17 protein-coding genes and 1 riboswitch are annotated in these 21,368 nt (G+C 72.9%); of the genes, 11 read left to right on the top strand and 6 right to left on the bottom strand.

Annotated elements, in window-relative coordinates:
- Window positions 1-41 precede the first annotated feature (41 nt).
- Genes ATJ97_RS15130 through ATJ97_RS15115 form a run of 4 tightly spaced genes read left to right on the top strand, consistent with a single transcriptional unit; the run spans window position 42 to window position 3,774 of the window.
- Window positions 42-857: a DeoR/GlpR family DNA-binding transcription regulator gene (locus ATJ97_RS15130; protein ID WP_098485510.1), complete on the top strand. Its 816-nt coding sequence runs from the start codon at window positions 42-44 to the stop codon at window positions 855-857.
- Window positions 854-2,086, top strand: a complete 1,233-nt coding sequence (gene galT, locus ATJ97_RS15125) for a galactose-1-phosphate uridylyltransferase (RefSeq protein WP_098484449.1) — start codon at window positions 854-856, stop codon at window positions 2,084-2,086. The genes ATJ97_RS15130 and galT overlap by 4 nt, the downstream gene beginning before the upstream one ends.
- Window positions 2,083-3,366, top strand: coding sequence for a galactokinase (gene galK / locus ATJ97_RS15120; RefSeq protein ID WP_098484448.1), 1,284 nt, complete (start codon window positions 2,083-2,085; stop codon window positions 3,364-3,366). The genes galT and galK overlap by 4 nt, the downstream gene beginning before the upstream one ends.
- 39 nt (window positions 3,367-3,405) lie before the next feature.
- A complete protein-coding gene (locus tag ATJ97_RS15115) occupies window positions 3,406-3,774 on the top strand; it encodes a TraR/DksA family transcriptional regulator (protein WP_098484447.1) in 369 nt (122 codons plus the stop codon).
- 21 nt (window positions 3,775-3,795) lie between these two features.
- On the opposite strand, the gene ATJ97_RS15110 is transcribed toward ATJ97_RS15115, so the two are convergent.
- From ATJ97_RS15110 to ATJ97_RS15090, 5 genes are all read right to left on the bottom strand, one after another.
- Complete coding sequence (locus ATJ97_RS15110) at window positions 3,796-4,191, bottom strand: ClpX C4-type zinc finger protein (RefSeq protein ID WP_098484446.1); 396 nt, start codon at window positions 4,189-4,191, stop codon at window positions 3,796-3,798.
- Between the two features lie 109 nt (window positions 4,192-4,300).
- Window positions 4,301-5,116 carry an exodeoxyribonuclease III gene (locus ATJ97_RS15105; RefSeq protein ID WP_098484445.1) on the bottom strand — a complete coding sequence of 272 codons (816 nt, stop codon included), beginning with the start codon at window positions 5,114-5,116 and terminating at the stop codon, window positions 4,301-4,303.
- 89 nt (window positions 5,117-5,205) lie between these two features.
- The gene (locus ATJ97_RS15100) at window positions 5,206-6,093 is read right to left on the bottom strand and encodes a bifunctional methylenetetrahydrofolate dehydrogenase/methenyltetrahydrofolate cyclohydrolase (RefSeq protein WP_098484444.1); all 888 of its coding nucleotides are present in this window, start codon (window positions 6,091-6,093) and stop codon (window positions 5,206-5,208) included.
- Entirely contained in the window at window positions 6,090-7,388 is a 1,299-nt protein-coding gene (gene glyA, locus ATJ97_RS15095; protein WP_098484443.1) for a serine hydroxymethyltransferase, read from the bottom strand. Before glyA ends, ATJ97_RS15100 begins: the two co-directional genes overlap by 4 nt.
- Window positions 7,389-7,444: 56 nt before the next feature.
- Window positions 7,445-7,534: riboswitch (ZMP/ZTP riboswitch) on the bottom strand.
- A gap of 39 nt (window positions 7,535-7,573) precedes the next feature.
- Window positions 7,574-8,101 carry a GNAT family N-acetyltransferase gene (locus tag ATJ97_RS15090; RefSeq protein ID WP_098484442.1) on the bottom strand — a complete coding sequence of 176 codons (528 nt, stop codon included), beginning with the start codon at window positions 8,099-8,101 and terminating at the stop codon, window positions 7,574-7,576.
- A 134-nt stretch (window positions 8,102-8,235) separates the two neighbouring features.
- Here ATJ97_RS15090 and purU point away from each other — a divergent pair, with 134 nt between their 5' ends.
- The 7 genes from purU (at window position 8,236) to ATJ97_RS15055 (ending at window position 15,164) form a co-directional block, all read left to right on the top strand.
- Window positions 8,236-9,090, top strand: a complete 855-nt coding sequence (purU, locus tag ATJ97_RS15085; protein WP_245862577.1) for a formyltetrahydrofolate deformylase — start codon at window positions 8,236-8,238, stop codon at window positions 9,088-9,090.
- A gap of 298 nt (window positions 9,091-9,388) precedes the next feature.
- Window positions 9,389-10,513 carry an ROK family transcriptional regulator gene (locus tag ATJ97_RS15080; protein ID WP_170037493.1) on the top strand — a complete coding sequence of 375 codons (1,125 nt, stop codon included), beginning with the start codon at window positions 9,389-9,391 and terminating at the stop codon, window positions 10,511-10,513.
- A gap of 226 nt (window positions 10,514-10,739) precedes the next feature.
- Window positions 10,740-12,026: an ABC transporter substrate-binding protein gene (locus tag ATJ97_RS15075; RefSeq protein ID WP_098484439.1), complete on the top strand. Its 1,287-nt coding sequence runs from the start codon at window positions 10,740-10,742 to the stop codon at window positions 12,024-12,026.
- A gap of 131 nt (window positions 12,027-12,157) precedes the next feature.
- Window positions 12,158-13,000: a carbohydrate ABC transporter permease gene (locus ATJ97_RS15070; protein WP_098485509.1), complete on the top strand. Its 843-nt coding sequence runs from the start codon at window positions 12,158-12,160 to the stop codon at window positions 12,998-13,000.
- Entirely contained in the window at window positions 12,997-13,899 is a 903-nt protein-coding gene (locus ATJ97_RS15065; RefSeq protein WP_098484438.1) for a carbohydrate ABC transporter permease, read from the top strand. Before ATJ97_RS15070 ends, ATJ97_RS15065 begins: the two co-directional genes overlap by 4 nt.
- Window positions 13,900-13,980: 81 nt before the next feature.
- The gene (locus ATJ97_RS15060) at window positions 13,981-14,664 is read left to right on the top strand and encodes a DUF4190 domain-containing protein (protein ID WP_098484437.1); all 684 of its coding nucleotides are present in this window, start codon (window positions 13,981-13,983) and stop codon (window positions 14,662-14,664) included.
- Between the two features lie 47 nt (window positions 14,665-14,711).
- Entirely contained in the window at window positions 14,712-15,164 is a 453-nt protein-coding gene (locus tag ATJ97_RS15055) for a methyltransferase family protein (protein WP_098484436.1), read from the top strand.
- A 64-nt stretch (window positions 15,165-15,228) separates the two neighbouring features.
- On the opposite strand, the gene pulA is transcribed toward ATJ97_RS15055, so the two are convergent.
- Window positions 15,229-21,141, bottom strand: coding sequence for a pullulanase-type alpha-1,6-glucosidase (gene pulA / locus ATJ97_RS15050; protein ID WP_098484435.1), 5,913 nt, complete (start codon window positions 21,139-21,141; stop codon window positions 15,229-15,231).
- Window positions 21,142-21,368 lie beyond the last annotated feature (227 nt).

The following is a 21,368-nucleotide window of genomic DNA, read 5'->3' as shown; positions in this document are numbered from 1 at the left end:
TGGCCTGCGATGATCGATCCATGGTCACCGAAGGGGTCCCCCTGCTCGCCCGCCAGCGGCAGGACTACATCCTCGGCCAGGTCGCCCAGCACGGGGGCGTCCGCGTCGCGGAGGTGGTCGAGGCGCTGGGCGTCTCCGAGATGACGGTACGCCGCGACATCACCGACCTGGTGGCCCGGGGGCTGGTCGACCGGGTGCACGGCGGCGCCGTCGCCCCGGCCGGTGCCGCCGAGGAGCCGTACTTCCGGACCAAGGAGTCTCATCACCAGGCCGAGAAGGCTGCGATCGGGACCCTCGCGGCCTCACGGGTGCGGCCCGGCGACTCCGTCGCGCTCACGGGCGGGACGACGACGCTCGCCGTCGCCCGGGCGCTGGCCGCCCTGCCGCACCTCGGCACCCTCACCGTGATCACCAACTCCCTGCCCGCCGCCCAGGTGCTGCACGAGGCGACGGAGCAGGCGCGGTCCGAGTCCCGGGCCGCCCCGACCGTGGTCCTCACCGGCGGGGAGCGCACGCGGTCCGACGCCCTCGTGGGCCCCGTCGCGGTGGACACTCTCCGCACGCTCCGGGTGGAGTGGGCGTTCCTCGGCGCGCACGGCTTCGACCCGGAGATCGGACTGATGACCCCCAACCTCTCGGAGGCCGCCACCAACGCCGCGATGGTGGCCAGCGCCCGCACTCCGGTCGCCGTCGTCGACGCCTCGAAGTGGGGGGTGCTGGGCCTGCGGACGTTCTGCCCGGTCCAGGACGTCGCCGTCCTGGTCACCGACGCCGACCCCGGGGAGGCCACCCGCGAGGCCGCCGAGCGCCACGGCATCCTGCTCGAGGTCGCCGGGACCGCCGGGGGTGCGCAGTGAGCGCCGGCGCGGCGCGCGTGCGCCGCACCTCCACCAGGCTGGCGGACGGGCGCGAGCTCATCTACTTCGACGACTCCGAGCCCTACGTCTCCGGCGCGGCCACCCGCCGCCTGGACGACCCGCGCCCGCTGCCGGACCGGTTCGCCGACGTGGTGGACGAGGACGGCACCGCGCGCCCCGTGACCGCGCCCGAGATGCGCTACGACGTCCTCACCGGCGAGTGGGTGCCGATGGCCGCCCACCGGATGAACCGGACCTTCCTCCCCTCGGCCGAGACCAACCCGCTGGCCCCCGCCCGCCCCGGGGCCGCGTACTCGGACGGCGAGATCCCCGCCACCGACTACGACGTCGTGGTGTTCGAGAACCGCTTCCCCTCGCTCGTCGCCGTGCCCGGCGTGCCCGACGAGGTCAGGTACCTCGACGGCGAGCCGCTCTGGCCGACCCGGCCGGCGGCCGGGCGCTGCGAGGTCATCTGCTTCTCCCCCGACCCGGCCGGGTCGCTCGCCGGCGTCGGCACCCGCCGGATGCGCACCGTCATCGAGGCGTGGGCCGACCGCACCGCGCGCCTCGGTGCCCTGGACGGCGTCGAGCAGGTCTTCTGCTTCGAGAACCGGGGCAAGGAGATCGGGGTGACGCTCCACCACCCGCACGGGCAGATCTACGCCTACCCCTACCTCACCCCGCGCACGGCCACGATGCTGCGCCAGGCCCGCGCGCACCGCGAGCGCACCGGCCGCAACCTGCTGCGCGACGTGCTCGAGGCGGAGCTGCGCTCGGGGCGGCGGGTCGTCGCCGAGTCGGAGCACTGGGCCGCGTACGTCCCCGCCGCGGCCCGCTGGCCCGTCGAGGTGCACGTGGCGCCGCGGCGGGACGTCCCCGACCTGCCCGCGCTGACGGACCCGGAGCGCTCCGACCTGGCCCGGCTGTACCTGCGCGTGCTGCAGGCGGGCGACCGCTTCTTCACCTGGCCGGAGGACTCCCCGCGGGCCGGGGAGCCGATCCCGCTGCCGTACGTCGCCGGGTGGCACCAGGCGCCCGTGCGCGAGGGCCGGGACGACCTGCGTCTGCACCTGCAGCTGTTCTCGGTCCTGCGGGCGCCGGGGAAGCTGAAGTACCTGGCCGGCTCGGAGTCCGGCATGGGCGCGTGGGTCTCCGACACCACCCCGGAACGGATCGCGGACCGCTGGCGCGACGTGATGGCCGACGACGTCAAGGAGCCGGGCGCGTGACGGCCGACCTCCTGCCGGCCTGGGACGACGCAGCCGGGGCCGCCCGGGTCCGCCACCTGTTCGCCGGCACCTTCGAGGGCGAGCCCGAGGGCGTCTGGGCCGCCCCCGGGCGGGTCAACGTCGTCGGCGAGCACACCGACTACAACGGCGGGCTCTGCCTGCCGGTCGCGCTGCCGCACCGGACGTTCGTCGCCGCCGTGGCCCGGCCGGGAACCCGGCGCCTGCGGCTGGTGAGCGCGCAGGAGCCCGGGCCGCCGCGCGAGATCGACCTCGACGACGTCGGCCCGGTCGGCACGGCCGGGGAGGTCCACGGCTGGGCGGCGTACGTCGCCGGGGTGCTCTGGGCGCTCGAGGCGGAGGGTCTGGCAGCCGGCCTGCCGGGGCTGGACGTCGCCGTCGACTCGTGCGTCCCGGCCGGGGCGGGACTGAGCTCCTCGGCGGCGCTGGAGTGCGCCGTCGTCGTCGCGGTGGACGAGCTGGCCGGGCTCGGCCTGGCCGGGTCCGTGGACGCGCCCGACGACGCCGGCCGGGCCCGGCTGGCCGCGGCCTGCGTCCGGGCCGAGAACGAGATCGCCGGCGCCCCCACAGGGGGCATGGACCAGGCGGCCGCGCTGCGCGCCCGGGCGGGACACGCCCTGCTCCTCGACTGCCGGGACGGCCAGGTGGAGCACGTGCCGCTGGACCTGACGGTCTCGGGCCTGGAGCTGCTGGTGACGGACACCCGTGCGGAGCACCGGCTGGTGGACGGGCAGTACGCCCGCCGCCGGGAGGTGTGCGAGGAGGCGGCCCGCCGGCTCGGGGTCCCGGACCTGCGCACGGTCGCGGACGCCGTCATGGGCGGGGAGACCACCCTCGACGAGGTCCTGTCCCGGCTGGCGGACAGCGAGGAGCGCGCCCGGGTGCGGCACGTGGTCACCGAGATCGAGCGGGTCCGTCTCCTCGTCGCCCGCCTGCGCGACGACCCCGCCGGGCCGTTGCGCGGCTGGTCGCTCAACCGGGTGGCGGAGACGCTCGACGCCTCGCACGAGTCGCTGCGCGACGACTACGAGGTCTCCAGCCCCGAGCTCGACCTCGCGGTGGCCGCCGCGCGAGGGGCCGGGGCGCACGGGGCCCGCATGACGGGCGGCGGGTTCGGCGGGTCGACGATCGCCCTGGTGGAGGCGGACGCGGCCGGGGCGGTGACGACCGCCGTCGCGGACGCGTTCGGCCGGGCCGGCCTCGCCGCGCCCGGGTTCCTCCACGCGACGGCGTCGGACCCGGCGGGCCGCGTCCGGGGCTGAACCTGCCCGAAGCGGGGCCACCGGGAGTACGGTTCCGGCATGACAGGCGGAGCGAGGACTGACGAGACGATCCGCGAGCGCCTTCTCGAGCTGCGTGCCACCACCGAGGCACGCCTGGCGGCGCTGGACGGCAACTTCGAGGAGGTCGTCGCGGCGAGCGAGGACGCCAACTCCGACGACGAGCACGACCCCGAGGGGGCGACCATCGGGTTCGAGCGGGCCCAGGTGGCGGCGCTGACCGCGAGCGCCCGCCACACGCTCGAGGAGGTCGACGCCGCGCTCGAGCGGCTCGAGAACGGCACCTACGGCACGTGCCAGAGCTGCGGGCAGCCGATCGCGCCGGCACGGCTGGAGGCCCGGCCGACGGCCACGCTGTGCGTGAGCTGCGCGCAGCGGGCGGCCCGCTGACGCGGCTAGGTTCTCGCCCGCTCAGTCCTCGCCGGAGAAGCGCCCCCACGCCGACTGGCGCGTGATGCCCAGCGCCTCGCCGATGCGCGACCAGGTGACCCCGAGCTCCCGCAGCCGGGCGACGCACTCGTGCAGGCCGCCCTCCACCTGGTCCGACGCCGTGGACATCCGTGGCAGCAGCTTCAGCAGCTCGTCCGCGCCCAGGTCGTCCCACACCCGGAGCCTCGCCTGCCGGGAGGCGCCCTCGGGCGCCGGTTCCGGCTCCGGTCCGCGCGCGTGCCCGTCGAGGATCTGCTGGCACAGGGCCACGCACACGTTGCAGATGTAGACGCCCGGGCCGGCGATGATCTTCGCGACCTCCTGCTCGGGCCTGCCGCAGAACGAGCAGTGCAGCGTCCGCTCATCGGTTCCCGCCATGCCAGCTCCTCTCGCCGTGCGTCGCGTCAGGTCTGCCCTGACACCTTGTCAGGGCAGACCTTACAGGCGGCCGGGAGCCGACGCCGGACCCGGCGGGCGTGGCGCGGGCTCAGAAGTCGTACGTGGCCACCATCGGGGCGTGGTCGGAGAAGCGCTGGTCGTAGGAGGGCGCGCGGTCCACGACGGCGTCGCTCACCCGCCCGGCGAGCTCCGGGGTGGCGAGCTGGTAGTCGATCCGCCACCCGGCGTCGTTGTCGAAGGCCTTGCCGCGCCAGGACCACCACGTGTACGGACCGGGGCGCTCCCCCGCGACCTTCCGCGCGACGTCGACCCACCCGTCCGCGAACCACTTGTCGAGGTAGGCGATCTCCTCGTCCAGGACGCCGGAGACCTTGTTATGGTTGGCCTTCCAGTTCTTCAGGTCGAGCTCGGTGTGGACGATGTTGAGGTCGCCGCCGACCACGACGTCGCGCTCGCCGTCGCGGGCCTGGGCGGCGAGCTCGCCCAGCCGCCTGGTCACCTTCTCCAGGTGGGCGTACTTCAGGTCCATCTTCGGGGTGTTGGCGGTGCCGGAGTGGATGTAGACGGACACCACCGTCAGCGGCCGCTCGGACCCGGGGACGTCGAGGTCCATCTCGACCCAGCGCCCGGTGTCCACGGGCTCCTCCGCCGCGCCGTTCCCGAGGCCGACGCGCACGGCGGTGGCGGGCAGGCGCGAGGCGACGGCGACACCGGCCCGGCCCTTGATGTCGCACGCCTGGTGCGCGGTGGTCCACTCCTGGCCGAGGTGCTCCTCGAGCACGTCGTCCGAGGCGCGCACCTCCTGCAGGAGCATGACGTCCGGCCGGCGCTCCTCGAGCCAGGCCCCCATGCCGCGCCGGTAGGCCGCGCGGATGCCGTTGACGTTGACGGTGGCGATCTTCATGCCGACCATCCTCACCGATCCCGCCGACATCTCCGGACCGCCGCCGCCCGGTGGACGGTGAGACCTGCCACGTCCACCGGGCGACCCGCTCAGGCGGAGGCGGCGAGCCGCTCCGCGGTCTCCACGACGTTGGTGAGCAGCATGGCGCGGGTCATCGGGCCCACCCCGCCCGGGTTGGGCGAGAGCCACGACGCGACCTCGGCGACGCCGTCGGCCACGTCCCCGCGCAGCTTGGACCTCCCGGTGACCGGGTCGACCGTGCGGGAGACCCCGACGTCGAGCACGACGGCGCCCGGCCTGACCATGTCCGCGGTGACCAGACCCGGCTGCCCGGCGGCCGCCACGACGACGTCCGCCTCCCGCACGTGCCTGGCGAGGTCGCGGGTGCCCGTGTGCGTGAGCGTCACGGTGGCGTTGACGTCCTTGCGCGTGAGCAGCAGGCCGATGGAGCGGCCGACCGTCGTCCCCCGCCCGACGACGCACACCTCCTTGCCCGCGAGCTCGATGCCGTGGCGCCCGAGCAGCTCGAGCACCGCACGGGGCGTGCACGGGAGCGGCGAGCTGACCTCCTCCTTCACGCGGAGGACCAGCCGCCCGAGGTTGGTCGGGTGCAGCCCGTCGGCGTCCTTGGCCGGGTCGATCATCTCCAGGACCGCGTTGGTGTCGACGGCCTTCGGCAGCGGCAGCTGGACGATGTAGCCGGTGCACGCCGGGTCGGCGTTGAGGCGCTCGACGGCGGCCTCCACGTCGGCCTGCGACGCGTCGGCCGGCAGGTCCTCGCGGATGGAGGCGATCCCGACCTCGGCGCAGTCGCGGTGCTTGCCCGCCACGTACGCCTTGGAGCCGGGGTCCTCCCCCACGAGCACGGTGCCGAGCCCGGGGACGACGCCGCGTTCCCGCAGCGCGCTGACCCGTTCCGTCAGCTCCGCCTTGATCGTCGCCGCGGTGGCCCTGCCGTCCAGGACCTGGGCGGTCACTGCTGGAGGTCGGGGTAGAGCGGGAAGGCCTCGGTGAGCGCCCGGACGCGGGCCCGCATGCCCTCGACGTCCGTGGCGGCGCCGCCCACGAGGGTGGTGGCGATGATGTCGGCGACCTCGGTGAACTCCTCGGCGCCGAACCCGCGGGTGGCGAGCGCCGGCGTGCCGATGCGCAGCCCGGACGTCACGCGCGGCGGGCGGGGGTCGAAGGGCACCGCGTTGCGGTTGACGGTGATGTCGGCGTCGTGGAGGAGGTCCTCCGCCTGCTGGCCGTCGAGGGACGAGTTGCGCAGGTCCACGAGGACGAGGTGGACGTCGGTGCCGCCGGTCAGCACGGAGATCCCGGCGTCCTTGACGTCCTGGGCGGAGAGCCGCTCGGCGATGATCCGGGCGCCCTCGAGGGTGCGGCGCTGACGGTCCCGGAACTCCTCGCCGGCCGCGATCTTGAACGCCACGGCCTTGGCGGCGACGACGTGCATGAGCGGGCCGCCCTGCTGCCCCGGGAAGACGGCGGAGTCGAGCTTCTTGCCGAAGGTCTCCTTGTCCCGGGAGAGGATGAAGCCGGACCGGGGGCCGCCGATCGTCTTGTGGACGGTGGAGGAGACGACGTCGGAGTGCGGCACCGGCGAGGGGTGCAGGCCCGCGGCCACGAGTCCCGCGAAGTGCGCCATGTCCGTCCACAGGTACGCGCCGACCTCGTCGGCGATCTCGCGGAACGCGGCGAAGTCGAGCTGGCGCGGGTACGCGGACCAGCCCGCGATGATCACCTTGGGGCGCGCCTCGAGGGCGGCCTGGCGCACGGCCTCCATCTCGATCCGGTGGCTCTGCTCGTCCACACCGTAGGCGGCGATGTCGTAGAGCTTGCCGGAGAAGTTGATCTTCATCCCGTGCGTGAGGTGGCCGCCGTGCGCGAGGGATAGGCCGAGGACCTTGTCGCCCGGCGAGGCGATGGCGTGGAGCACCGCGGCGTTGGCCTGGGCGCCGGAGTGCGGCTGGACGTTGGCGTACTCGGCGCCGAAGAGGGAGGTCGCGCGCTCGATCGCGAGGTTCTCCGCGATGTCGACCTGCTCGCAGCCGCCGTAGTAACGGCGCCCGGGGTAGCCCTCCGCGTACTTGTTCGTCAGCACGGAGCCCTGCGCCTGCAGGACGGCGCGCGGGACGAAGTTCTCGCTGGCGATCATCTCGAGGGTGTCCCGCTGGCGGGCGAGCTCACCGTCGAGGACGGCCGCGATCTCGGGGTCCAGCTCGGCGAGCGACTGGTTCGCCACGGACGTCTCGGGCTTGGTCTGGCTCATGCTTCCTCCGCTGTCGGTCACGCACGGCGCGTGCGTGGATGCACTTCCGTTCGGTGACCCTCGGCCCAGGCGGACGACCTCGGGGGTCCTGCTCGTGTCGCTCCCCGGTGGTGACCCACCTGCTGGCGCCAGTCGCGACGCGGACGAGACTACCAACTTCGCGCACGGCACAGGCGCGCGCGGAGTCAGGCGTTGACGTCCCGCTCGGGCACGTCGGCCAGGCCGTCGGCCTCCGGGCCGTCCTCGCCGAGGATGCGGCGCAGGTACGCGTAGGTCAGGTCACCGGTGTGCTGGTCGTACTGGTGCTCGTAGCCGGCCTTGTTGTACATCGCCAGGTTGTGCTTGGAGTCCTGCCCGGTGAACACCCAGACCTCCTTGGTCTGCTCCGGCAGGTACTGCAGCACCGCCATGAGCAGCCGCGTCCCGATCCCACGGCCCTGGAGGTCCGGGACGACGGCGAGGCGGCCGAGGGTGGCCTTCTCCGCCTCCAGCTCCACCCGGACCGACCCGACGAGCCGGTGCCCGATCCAGGCGCCGAGAGTGACGACGTCGGCCCGGCGGATGTCCGCGACCAGCTCGGTCAGCGACTGGGTGAGCGCCGGGAGGTTGGGGTCCCCGTACAGCTGGGCCTCGGTGACGAAGGCGGCGCGGCGCACGGTGAGGAGCTCACCGGCCACGTCCTCCGTGATGAGGTCGATCGTGACGTCGTCCATGCCCACAGTCTGGCATCCACCGGGAGCGGCGGCGGGCCGTACCCGCGGAGCGGACCGGCGACTGTCCGTGTGACCGGCACCCGGGAGGCGGACCTGGACCCGCGCCCGGGGTCCGGACGGCTACCCTGCGGCCGGTGAGCACCCCGAAGGAGCACCTCGTCCTCGCGCTGTCCTGCCCGGACCGGCCCGGCATCGTGCACGCCGTCTCCGGCGCGCTCGCTGAGCACGGCGGCAACATCACGGAGTCCCAGCAGTTCGGCGACCCCTCCACCGGGCTGTTCTTCATGCGCGTGCAGGTGGAGACCACCGCGCCGCGCCACGAGGTCGAGGGCGCGCTCGCCGCCGTCGCCCACGACTTCTCGATGACGTTCACCCTCGACGAGGTGGGCCGGCCGGTGCGGACGCTGATCATGGCGTCGAAGGAGGCGCACTGTCTCTCGGACCTGCTGTTCCGCCAGCGTTCGCAGCGGCTGCCGATCGACCCGGTGGCCGTGGTGGCCAACCACCCCGACCTCGAGCCGATCGCGGCGTTCTACGGGGTGCCCTTCCACCACGTGCCCGTGACGCGGGAGACGAAGGCCGACGCCGAGGCGCAGCTGCTGCGGCTGGTGCACGAGCTCGACGTCGAGCTCGTGGTGCTCGCGCGGTACATGCAGATCCTGTCCGACGACCTGTGTACCGAGCTGGCCGGCAACATCATCAACATCCACCACTCGTTCCTCCCGAGCTTCAAGGGCGCCCGCCCGTACGCCCAGGCCCACGGCCGCGGCGTGAAGCTCATCGGCGCGACCGCGCACTACGTCACCGCGGACCTCGACGAGGGCCCGATCATCGAGCAGGACGTCGAGCGAGTCACCCACGCCGACGACGTCGAGGAGCTGGTGGCCCGCGGCCAGGACGTCGAGCGGCGCGTCCTCGCCCGCGCCGTGCGCTGGCACGCCGAGCACCGGGTGCTGGTGGACGGCCGGCGAACCGTCGTCTTCTCGTAGCACTCGCGCGCAGATGCGCCCGCCGTTCGACCTCCGCGACCTGCGGCAGGCAGTCGTCCACCTCCACGGCCGCCGGTTGTCACCTCCGACGACCGCCGCCCGTCCATATCCGCGACCGCTGGTCGACCCTCGCACCTGCTCGACACTGGCGGCAGCGTCCGTTAGGTTTTCTCCACCAGTGTGCTTATTTGCCCTGACCGACCACATCTTTTGGTCCAACGACGGACCGAAAAGGGGGATGCACGTGGGTCGCGCAGATCCGACCAGCTCACGAGCGCGCGGACGTACCAGACGCGCCGTGATCACCCTGCTCGCCGAGGGACCGCGCTCTCGCGCGGAGATCGCCCGCGAGCTGGGGATGTCGGCCACGACGGTCTCCAACCTCGTGGCCGACCTGGTGGCCAGCGGTGCCGCGGTCGAGCAGATGTCCGCAGACGGGCGCCGCGGGCGGCCCGCGAAGACCGTGTCGCTCGTGGCCGCGCCGGGGCTCGTCGCGGGCGTCGACGTCGGGCGCACGCACCTTCGTGCGGCCGTCGCCACCCGCCAGGGCGAGGTCGTCGCCGAGCGGGAGGTGGCGCTGCCCGAGGGGCACACGGGAGAGCAGACGGTCCCGGTCGTGCTCAACCTCGTCCGGGACCTCCTGCAGGAGGCGAGCCGCCCCGGCGGTGAGCTCGTCGCCGTCGGCGTCGGCCTGCCGGGACCGGTCGACGGACCCGACGGCACCGTGGGAGCCGGGACGATCCTCACCGGGTGGGCCGGCTTCGACGTCGCCGGCCGGCTGACCGAGGCCCTCGGCGTCCCGGTGGTCACGGACAACGACGCGACCCTCGGCATGCTCGCCGAGGCGCGCTGGGGCGCCGCCCAGGGCGTGGCCGACGCCGCCTACGTGAAGATCTCCACCGGCGTCGGGGCGGGGCTGCTGCTCGGCGGGCGCCTCCACCGCGGCGCCGGCGGCACGGCCGGGGAGCTCGGCCACACCCCGCTCCAGCCCGACGGGGCGGTGTGCCGGTGCGGGAACCGCGGGTGCCTCGAGACCTTCACGTCCGTCCCGGCGGTCCTGCAGATGCTGCGCCCGACGCTCGGCGAGGACCTGACGATCGAGCAGGTGGTCGCCGGCGCGGCCGCCGGCGACCCGCCCTGCCGCCGGATGGTGGAGGACGTGGGACGGAACCTCGGCCGGGGGATCGCGCTGCTCGGCAACCTCGTGGACCCGGAGGTGGTCGTGCTCGGCGGGCCGCTCGTGGCCGCGGGCGAACCGTTCCTCACCGCGGTCGGTGCGTCGTTGCGCCGGTCGGTCATCCCGTCGGTGGCGCGCCGGCTGCGCGTGGTCCCGGCCGCTCTGGGCGCGCGCACGGAGGTTCTCGGCGCGCTGGCGCTCGCGCTCACCAGCGGCCCGCCGCCCTACGCCCACCTGCTCGACTGAGCGATCGTGTTCGATCACGGAGGAGGAAGTGCGGTCCGGTGCCTCCCGATATGGCAGGATGTGGCTCACCAGATCACAACACGGCGACGATTTCCTCCAATGCTTCACGGAATGACGCCTCCGGGGCACACTGGGGAATCGGATGCCCGGCCTCCGCGGCCGGTCCCCTGGCCGGCAGCGGTTGCCGAGCCTGGTCGGGACGACGACGTTTCGAAGGAGAGACACGATGCGACGTACAGCGACGGTGGCCGGGTTCGCGGCCGCCAGCCTCATCCTCGCCGCCTGCGGCGGCGGCGGTGACGGCGGGAACGATGCGGCCACCGGCGGTGGCGGCGGAGGGGGCGGCAACCAGGTCGAGGTGTTCACCTGGTGGGCGCAGGGTTCGGAGAAGGCGGGGCTCGACGCCCTCGTCAAGGTCTTCAACGAGCAGCACCCCGACATCAAGTTCGTCAACGGCGCGGTGGCCGGCGGCGCCGGCTCCGCGGCGAAGGACATGCTCCAGTCCCGCCTGCAGGCGGGCGACCCGCCGGACACGTTCCAGGCCCACGCCGGCAAGGAGCTGACCGACTACATCAACGCCGGCCAGCTCGAGGACGTCTCCAACCTCTACGACGAGTTCGGCCTGAAGGACGTCTTCCCCCAGGACCTCCTCGACCTGCTCACCGTCGACAACGCCATCTACTCGGTGCCGTCGAACATCCACCGTTCCAACGTGGTGTGGGCCAACCCTTCCGTGCTCGAGGACGCCGGCATCGACCCCGCCGCCGTCCCGGCGGACATCGACGCCTGGATCACCGACCTGCAGAAGGTGAAGGACGCCGGCAAGACGCCGCTGTCGGTCGCCACCACGTGGACCCAGGTGCACCTGCTCGAGACGGTGCTCATGTCCGACCTCGGCGCCGACGGCTACAACGGCCTCTGGACCGGCGACACCGACTGGAACGGGCCGGAGGTGACCGCGGCGCTCGAGGACTTCCAGACGCTCATGGACTTCACCAACACCGACCGTGACGGCCTCGACTGGCCGGAGTCGACCCAGATGGTCATCGACGGCACCGCCGCGTACAACGTCATGGGCGACTGGGCAGTGGCGGCGTTCGAGGAGCAGGGCATCGAGCGCGGCACCGGCTTCGTCGACTTCCCGGTCCCGGGCACCGACAGCATGTTCGGCTTCCTCGCCGACTCCTTCACGATGCCGGTCGGCGCGCCCGACCCCGACGGCGCCAAGGCGTGGCTCGAGACCGTCGGCTCCCTCGAGGGCCAGGTAGCGTTCAACAAGGCCAAGGGCTCCATCCCGGCCCGGACCGACGCGGACCCCGCCGAGTTCTCCGAGTACCAGCAGAGCGCGATCGAGGCCTACGCCAAGGACACGATCGTCCCCTCGCTCGCCCACGGCGCCGCGTCGCCGATCGCCGTGCTGAACGGCATCTCCGACGCGACGAGCAAGTTCACCACCGGAGCGTCCGACCTCAAGACGTTCCAGAGCGAGCTGGCGACCGCCGCCGGCAGCTGACCACCCCGGTGGCGGGTGCAGCCCGTCCGCACCCGCCACCGCCATCTCCGGACTTCGCTGGGAGACACGAAGTGACTGCTGTGAAGCGCTGGGGTCCGCCGCTCCTGCTGCTGGCCCCGTCCCTCATCCTGATGGCCGTCTTCGTCTACGGCTTCATCGCGCTCAACTTCCAGACCTCCTTCACGGACTCGCACACTGCGCAGCAGGCCAACGGCGTCGCGCCGAGCGCGTTCGTCGGGCTGGAGAACTACTTCGCCCTGCTCGGCTCGGAGGCCTTCCAGCACTCGCTGAAGAACCTGGTCCTCTACACGGCCGTCTTCCTCGTGGGCACGATGGTGATCGGCTTCGTGTGGGCGTGGATCCTGGAGCGCCCCACCAAGGGAGAGGGCTTCTTCCGCTCCGTCTACCTCTTCCCGATGGCCGTCTCGTTCATCGCCTCCGGCGTCGTGTGGCGCTGGCTGCTGAACTCCAACCAGGGCGAGAGCGCGCTCGGCCTGAACCGGCTGTTCCAGATCGTCGGCCTCGACTTCCTGCAGAACCCCTGGTGGAACAACGTCACCTGGGGCATCGCCGCCATCGCCATCCCGGCGATCTGGCAGCTCTCCGGCTACGTGATGGCGCTCTTCCTCGCCGGGTTCCGCGGCATCCCCGACGAGCTGCGCGAGGCCGGACGCATCGACGGCGCCTCCGAGTGGCAGCTCTACCGCCACGTGATCTTCCCGCAGCTGTCCCCGGTCGCGCTGTCCGCGCTGATCATCATCGGCCACATGTCGCTCAAGGCGTTCGACCTGATCATGTCGATCTCGAAGCCGTCGAACTACCAGACCAAGGTGCCCGCCGTCGACATGTTCGTCTTCAAGTCCAGCTACGACTACGCCAACGCGGCGGCGGTGGGCTCGATCCTGCTGATCATCGTCGCGGTGCTCATCATCCCCTACCTCGTGCACACCTCGCGGAAGGAGGGTGGACGATGACCACCGCCGTCCCCGCCCCGGCGCCCGCCGACGTCGCGGCCGGCCGCCCCGTCCGCACGCCCGAGCGGCGCCCCGTGCAGCGGTTCTCCGTGGGCCGGACCCTCCGGTACGCGATCCTGCTGTTCTCCCTGGTCATCGTCCTGATCCCGGTGTACGTGCTGGTCGTGACCAGCTTCAAGGGCCCGGGTGACGCCTCCGCCGCCCGGGCGTGGGCGCTGCCGCAGCTGTGGACGACGGAGAACTGGGTCACCGCGTGGCAGACCCTCTCGCCGGCGATCTGGCGCTCGGTGCAGATGGTCGTCCCGGCGTCGATCATCTCCGCCTTCCTGGGCTCGATGAACGGCTTCGTGCTCTCGCGCTGGTCCTTCCGCGGTGCCAACATCGTCTTCACGCTCATCCTGTTCGGGATGTTCATCCCGTACCAGGCCGTGATGATCCCGCTGCTGCAGCTGCTGCTGGGCCTGGACATCCCGAGCGGCATCCCTTCCCTGATCCTGGTGCACGTCATCTACGGCATCCCGATCACCACGCTGATCTTCCGCAACTACTACGAGTCGGTGCCCAAGGAGCTCATCGAGGCGGCGCGGGTCGACGGCGCCGGCATGCTGCGGACCTACTTCTCGGTCGTCCTGCCGATCTCGGTCCCCAGCTTCGTCGTCGTCCTCATCTGGCAGTTCACCTCGGCGTGGAACGACTTCCTGTTCGCGGTGTTCTTCTCCTCGAGCCAGAACGGTCCGGTCACGCTGGCGCTGAACAACCTCGCCAACGGGGCGCTGCTGCAGAACTACGGGGTGTCCATGTCCGGCGCGCTCCTGGCGTCGCTGCCCACGCTGCTGGTCTACATCATCCTGGGCAAGTACTTCATCGGCGGGCTGATGTCCGGCTCCGTGAAGGGCTGACCCCCTATCGGGTGCGGGGAACCTGCGGGTCCCCCACGCGCCCGTGCGAGCATGGCGGGAACCGACGGGAGGTGCGCCCCGATGTCGTCAACGCCCCCGCCCGGCCGTGAGCCCCACGAGCCCGGGCCCGACGCCGCAGGCGCCGGTCAGGAACCTGCCGGCGGACCCGGCCCCACGAGCGAGCCCTACCGGGGCATCCCCTACCAGGGGCCGGGCAGCTCGTCCGGCGCCGCCGGCGGCGGCGGCTACCCGGAGCCTGGCTACGCGGACGCGGACTACCAGAGCAGCCCGGGGCAGCCGCACACCGGTGCCCCGTACCAGCGCGAGCAGTACGGGTCCGGCGCGTACGGGCAGCCTCAGCAGTACGTCGGCACCCCCTACGGCGGCAGCTACCAGGGTGGCTCGTACGGCGGCGGGCAGGGGCCGCGCAACGGCATGGGACTGGCGGCGCTCATCGTCGCGGTGATCTCGCTCGTCATCGCGTGGGTCCCGTTCCTCGGGCTCCTCGGCGGGCTCGGCGGCCTGGTCGCCGTCGTGCTCGGCGCGGTCGCCCTCGGCCGTGCCAACCGCGGGGAGGCGACCAACCGGGGGACCGCCATCGCCGCGATCGTGATCGGTGTGATCGCCATCCTGCTGGCGATCGCCTCGACGATGTTCGGGTCCTTCCTGCTCTCCGAGGTCTTCGGACCGCAGTTCCAGGCCTGCATGGAGCAGTACGGCGACGACCCCGCGGCGCTGCAGCGCTGCCTGGAGACCATCGGCTGAGCGGCGGGCAGGGGGACGGGACGGGCGCGGGCGGAACGGGCACGGGGATGCTGGCCCGGCTCGTCGGCAGCGGCGACCGGATCGCGCTCACGACGGCGCCCGTGCTCGTGGTCGGGCTCCTCCTCAACGTCGCCCTCCCGGCGGTGTTCGCCGTCGGCGGGCCGCCGGCCTGGTTGGCGGTGGTCTCGGTCGTGCTGCTGGTGCCGGGCGTGGTCCTCTGGCTCTGGTCGGTCGTGCTGATCCTGCGGCACGTGCCGCGGGGCGAGCTGATCACCCACGGGCCGTACGCCCTGGTGCGGCACCCGCTCTACACCTCCGTCGCCCTCCTGGTGCTCCCGTGGGCCGGCTTCCTGCTCGACACCTGGCTCGGGGCCCTGGTCGGTCTCGTCCTGTACGCGGCGACCCGGCGGTACGCGCCCGCGGAGGAGGCCGCGCTCTCGCGGGCGTTCGGTCCGCGGTGGGAGGCGTACGTCCGCTCGGTCCGGTTCCCGCGGGTCTGACGGCCGAGGCGCCGACGGCCGAGGCGCCGCCCGGGTGGGCGGCGCCTCCGTCGCTGCCCGATGCTCAGCGCCCAGGCTTCTCGGCCCGCGTGTGGTGCTTGCCGGGACGCTCGGCGTCGGGACCACGACCGGGGCGGTCGGCGGGCGGGCCGACCGGGGTGTCGGCGGGGCGCCCCGGGCCGGTGGGCCGGTCCGACGGCCTGCCCGTCCCGGGACCGGTCCCGGGCTCCGCCGGCGGTTCCGCCGTCACCTCCACCAGGACGGCGACGGTGCGCGCCGGCACGGTCACGCTGCCGGTGGCGGCGTCGTAGGTCGTGTCCTTCACGACGTCGTCGGCCCCCTCCGCCTGGACCGGCGAGAGGACGTACTCGCGGCCGGCCAGCTCCACGACCGTCTCCGTGACCGCCTCGGGCGAGGCGTTGAAGACGGTCAGCACCCCGTCCAGGGCCGGGTCGGCGTCCTCCCCCAGACGGTCGTCGACGTGCATGACGATGACGCCGGGCGTGGCGCCCGGACCGGAGCCGGGGAAGGTGACCTTCTCCCGGATCGCCTCGGCAGAGCCGAGCCGGAACAGGTCGGTGGAGGTGCGCAGCCGCAGCAGGTCCTGCGCCTGCGCCGCCGCGGCGTCGATGTCCGACGGCGCCGGACGCAGTTCCGGGTCGGCGAGCAGCGGCGCCATCACGTCCCACTTGTCCTCGTTGTCGGCCGCGGGCGGCAGCCCGACGCCGAAGTTGTTGGTCCGGCGCGACCAGTCGAGCAGATTGAAGTGGTCCCCGGAGTTGTAGCTGTTGCGGTCCAGCGACTTCGAGCGCAGCAGGTCCGCCCCGGCGTGCCAGAAGCTGGGGGTCTGCGACAGCGCCGTCGTCGCCAGGGAGAGCGTGCTCATCCGCACCCGGTCCGCCATCGGGGTGTCCGTGGGCAGCTTGAGGGTCAGGTTGTCGAAGAGCGTCTCGTTGTCGTGGGCGTCGACGTAGGTGACGACCTCCTCGGGGCTGTCGGCGTAGCCGGCGGGCCGGCCGTTGTAGTCCAGCTCCTCGCCGCGCTGGACGGTGCCGGCGCTGGTGAGGAAGGAGTACTCGCGCAGGTTCCCGGCCAGGCCGAGGCGGACCAGGTCGGTGAGGTGGGCGAGGCGCTGTGCCTGCTCCTCCGGGGTGCCGGCGGCGACGGCGTTCGGGTCCGTCGCGAGGCCGGAACCGAAGCCCTGGTGGACACGCTGGTCCTCGTCGAAGGGCCCGCCGCCGCGCACCGCGTCACGCAGCCGGTCCGAGAAGGTGCCGATGCCGGTCCCGCCGAGCTGGCCCTGCGTGGCCTGGGTGAAGCGGGCGTTGTCCGCCACCTCGCCGAAGTTCCAGCCCTCGCCGTAGAGGTAGACCGACCTGCCGTCGACCCCGTCCTCCTCGAGCGTCAGCTCGTCGAGCGCGGCGCGCACGGCCCGCATGTTCTCCACGCTGTGGTGGCCCATGAGGTCGAACCGGAAACCGTCGACGTGGTGGTCGGCCGCCCAGGTGACGACGGAGTCGACCATGAGCTTCTCGGCCATCTCGTGCTCGGTGGCCACGTTCTGGCAGCACGTGGAGGTCTCCACGGAGCCGGTGGCGCTGAGGCGGTGGTAGTAGCCCGGGACCACGCGGTCCAGCACCGACCTCTCCCCCTGCCCGGACTGGGCGGTGTGGTTGAAGACCTGGTCGAGGACCACCTGCAGCCCGGCGTCGTGCAGCCCGCCGACCATGGAGCGGAACTCGGCCACGCGCGCGCCGCCGTCCTGGTTGCCCGCCGACGCGTAGGAGCCCTCCGGGACCGAGAAGTGGTACGGGTCGTAGCCCCAGTTGAACCCGTCCTCGTCGGCGACGGCGGCCACAGCGGCCTGCTGCTCCGGCGAGTCCGGCCCGGCGTCCGCCGGGATGGCGGGGACGGCCTGGCGGGCGCGGTCCTCCTCGATCGTGGCGATGTCGAAGGTGGGCAGCAGGTGCACGGTGTTCATGCCGGCCTCGGCGAGCTCGCGCAGGTGCTCGGTGCCCGCGGTGCCCTTCAGCGCGAACGCGGCGTAGGTGCCGCGGAGCTCCTCGGGCACCGTGGCGTCGGCGATCGAGAAGTCACGCACGTGGAGCTCGTAGATCGTCCGGTCCACCGGGTTCTCGATCACCGGCGCGGGGGTCTCCTCCCAGAGCCGGGGCGCCCAGGCGTCGTCGTCGAGGTCGAGCAGCACGGAGTGCGTGGTGTTCAGCGTCAGGCCCACCGAGTACGGGTCCGTGACCACGTTGGTCTCCACCGCCCCGGTGGCCGGGACGAGCACGTCGACCTCGTAGCGGTAGGCGCGGTCCTTCCAGCCCGCGTCGCCGGTGACCGTCCAGGCGCCGTCGTCCTCGCGGGACATCTCGACCCGCTCGGGCTCGCCGCTCCCGGTGCCGTCGGCCCACAGGAGCAGGTCGACGTCCTTGGCGGTCGGCGCCCACAGGGCCAGCGACGGGACGCCGCCGGACCAGTCGGCGCCGAGTGCACGGTCCGCGGCGGCGTCGGCGTAGAGGTCGTCGAGCACCCCGGGCAGCTGGACGCCGGTGAAGGCCGAGGCGGCGCCGTCGGCCCCGCGCTGGAGCACGGCGATCTCGCCGCTCAGGATCTTCTCGACGGCGGAGCGGTCCAGGCCCTCGACGGCGAGCGCGACGTGGTCCGCCAGGTGCGGGAACCGATCGCGCAGCTCCTCCCCCAGGCCGCCGGCCGCGTAGGTGAGCGGGACGGCCTCACCGCCGGTGACGGCGCCCTCGGTCAGCTCGAGCCCGCCCTCCGGCGCGTGGTACAGCGACCACGTCAGCGTCGCGGGGTCGGCGCCGCCGAGCAGCTCGCGCGGCCAGGCGAGGGTGGTGGCGTCGAGCCAGTGGGCCCGCTGCTGACCCACCCCGGCCAGCGGAGGGTCGGTCACCTCGATCGTGAGGACATGGGTGGCGATGTCGTAGCTGAAGGTCACCGACTTCCCGGCCGTGGCGGAGAAGGTGTAGTTGGCGCCGTCGCGCGCGCCGCCAACGCCGTAGTTCTCGGCCCAGCTGCGGTTGTGGGCCACCTTGACCTCGTAGGAGCCGGAGGGCAGGGCGTCGGTGGTGAAGGTGAACGTGCCGTCCTGGTCGGGGTCGAGCATCCACGTGGCGAGGCAGTCGGGCTGCCAGTCGCCGGTGCAGCCCAGCTCGTCCTGGAAGGAGCCGGGCAGGGTGACGATCGGGCCCTGCGAGGTGTTGGTGAAGTCGTGGGTGACGGGATCGTAGAGGAACGTCACCTGGCCGCCGGGGTGGGTGTAGCGGACGTTGCTCCCGCCCGGGACGCCGCCGGCGCCGTAGTTGACGTCCCAGCTGCCGCCGACGGCGACCTTGTACTCGTACTCCCCGGCGGGGAGGGTGAAGGTGCCGACGTACTTGCCGGACGGCTCGTCCAGCGTCAGTGCCGCGGCGGCGCAGTCGGGCTGCCAGTCGCCGGGGCAGCCCATGGCGGCGTTGTGGCTGCCCGGGACCGTGACCAGGTCGCCGCCGACGGGCTCGTCGGCCGGGCTGCCCGAGACGTCCACGCCGACCGAGCCGAACGTCGACGCCGCCGCCCTGTTGCCGCCCGCGTCCACGGTGACCGCGCGGTACTCCACGAGCGTGCCGGTCGGAAGGTCCTTCGCGTCGTGGAAGACGCGCGGGGTGTCGTCCTCCGCGGTGCCGAGCAGCGTCCAGTCCTCCTCGCCGACGAGGCGGTAGGAGAACGTGGTCTCGGCCCACACGTCGTCGGCGACGTCGGCGCTCACCGGGGCGAGGCCCTCCACCTTCGCGCCGGGGCCCGGGCTGAGGGTGATCGGTCCGGCGTCGGCCGGTGCGCCCACGGTGCGGTCGGCCTGGAGGACGACGGCGGCCAGGGCCGGGACGGTGAGCGTCACGGAGCCGTCCGCGTCCGCCGTCGCCGGCTGGTCCGTACCGTGCAGCGGCGCGTACGTGGCGCCGGGGGTCAGGGTGGTGAGCGTGACGGTCTGGCCCGTCGCGGCGTTGTTGACGGCGACGAGGTGCTCGACCTTCTCCTCCCTGTCCACCCGGGCGAAGGCGTAGACGCCGGCGCCCTCGGTGGCGTGCAGCTCGATCTGGGCGCCCGCGTCGAGCGCGGGGTGGGCGTCGCGCAGGGCGGCCAGCGCGGCGATGTGCCCGTACAGGCCCGCGCCGGTGTCGAAGTGGTCGCCCGTGCCGAACGTGGTGCCGTCGAGCAGGGGCTGGTCGACGTACTCCTGGGTCTGCGAGGCGAACATGTCCTGCCGGGCGGACTTGTCGTTGCCCAGGCCGATGAAGCCCTGCTCGTCGCCGTAGTAGACGACCGGCTGGCCACGGGTGAGGTACATGAGCGAGTGGGCCAGCGCCGAGCGCTCCAGCTCGTCGCCGCTGCCCTGGAGCAGGTGGCCGACGCGGCCCATGTCGTGGTTGCCGAGGAAGGTGGGCAGCGCGTCGGCGCTCGAGTGCGCCGTCGTGTAGTAGTCGTCCGAGGTGAACAGGCCCGAGAGCCCGGCGGTGGTGAAGCCCTTGGCGAAGTTGAGGGCGGCCGCCTGGTAGGCGAAGTCGAGGACGGAGGACATGTCGGTGTCGCGCACGTACGGCGCGGTCAGCCGGGCGTCGGCGTCGTAGACCTCGCCGAAGGTGAAGAAGTCGGGGTTGGTGGCCTCGGCGTGGGCGTCGATCGCCGCGGTCCACTCCTCCCAGAACTCGAGGTTCACGTGCTTGGCGGTGTCGATGCGGAACCCGTCGATGCCGAGGTCCATCCAGGTGGTGTAGACGTCCGTCATCGTCTGCACGACCGTCGGGTGCTCGGTCATGAGGTCGTCGAGGCCGTCGAAGTCGCCGTAGGTGACCGACTCCCCGGACCAGGTCGAGTTGCCGCGGTTGTGGTACAGCCTGACGTCATTGAGGGCCTCGGGGACCACGTCGCCCGTGCGCTCGGGCGTGTACGGGAACGACGTCGCCGCGTCGAGCTCCGGGAAGTTGCCGGTGCCGGCGTGGTCGGCCGGGTCGAAGGCGTTCCCGGCGGCGTCCCGGTAGGGCGAGGTGGCCTGGTCGACGTAGGTGTACCGCTTCTCCGCGTAGTCGATCAGGTCCGCGGTGTGGTTGGTGATGATGTCGAAGTAGACCTTGATGCCGCGGGCGTGGGCGTCGTCGATGAAGTCCTCGAGCTCGGCGTTGGTGCCCAGGTGCGGGTCGATCTGGGTGAAGTCGGTGATCCAGTAGCCGTGGTAGCCGGCGGAGGCGTCGGCCCCCTCGCCCTGCACCGGGTTGTTCCTGAACGACGGCGTCAGCCAGATCGCCGTGGTGCCGAGCCCCTCGATGTAGTCCAGCCGCTCGCGCAGGCCGGCGATGTCGCCGCCGTGGTAGAAGCCCTTGTCCGTGGGGTCGAACCCGGTGGTGAGGCGGTCACCGTCGAGGCCGCCGGCGTCGTTGGCGGGGTCGCCGTTGGCGAAGCGGTCGGTGAGGACGAAGTAGAAGTTCTCCCCCGAGCCGGGGGCGCGCACCGGTTCGGCGACGAGCGCGTCGTCGGCGGCGGTGTAGTCGCCGGCGAGGTCCGGCAGCTCGAGGCTGACGCGGTCGGTGGTGTCGTCGAAGACGAAGCGCAGCGTCGCCGGCGCCGTCAGGTGCAGCGGGAGGTTCGCGGCCGGGTGGGACTCGTCCCAGGTGCCGTCGAGGGCGACCTTGTACTCGTACGACCCGGCCGGGACCTCGGCCTCGAGCGCGTAGACGTCCGGGACGTCCGTCGGCGTGAGCGTGGTGGCCCCGCAGGCGGTCTCCCAGTCGCCGGCGCAGCCGAGCTCGGACTGCAGGGAGCCGGCGAGAACGACCTGGCGGCCGGCCCCCGTGGGCGCGGCCGGGGCGGTCACCAGGCTGGGCGAGGTGGCGGCGGCCGGGACGACGGCGGCGGTCAGCCCGCCGAGCGCGAGCGCGCTGACGCTCAGCGCGGCCACGGCGGTGCGCGGACGATTCATGCTCGAGGACTCCTTCGTCGGCTGCGCCACGGCGCGCAGGTCGGCCCGACACTAGCGGCGTTTGCAACTTTGCAGCAAGGGTTGCAAATGCCATGACAGCAAGTCCCCGGTCGTCGGGGCGCAGACGCCCCGGACCACGGCGACGCCCGGCGCACGGCGAACGCCCGCCGCACGGCGAACGCCCGCCGCACGGCGACGCCCGCCGCACGGCGAACGCCCCGACACCT

This window comes from Georgenia soli, assembly GCF_002563695.1.
GTDB lineage: Bacteria > Actinomycetota > Actinomycetes > Actinomycetales > Actinomycetaceae > Georgenia > Georgenia soli.
Note: the sequence above shows the minus strand (reverse complement) of the source record. Positions and strands in the feature narration are given on the sequence as shown.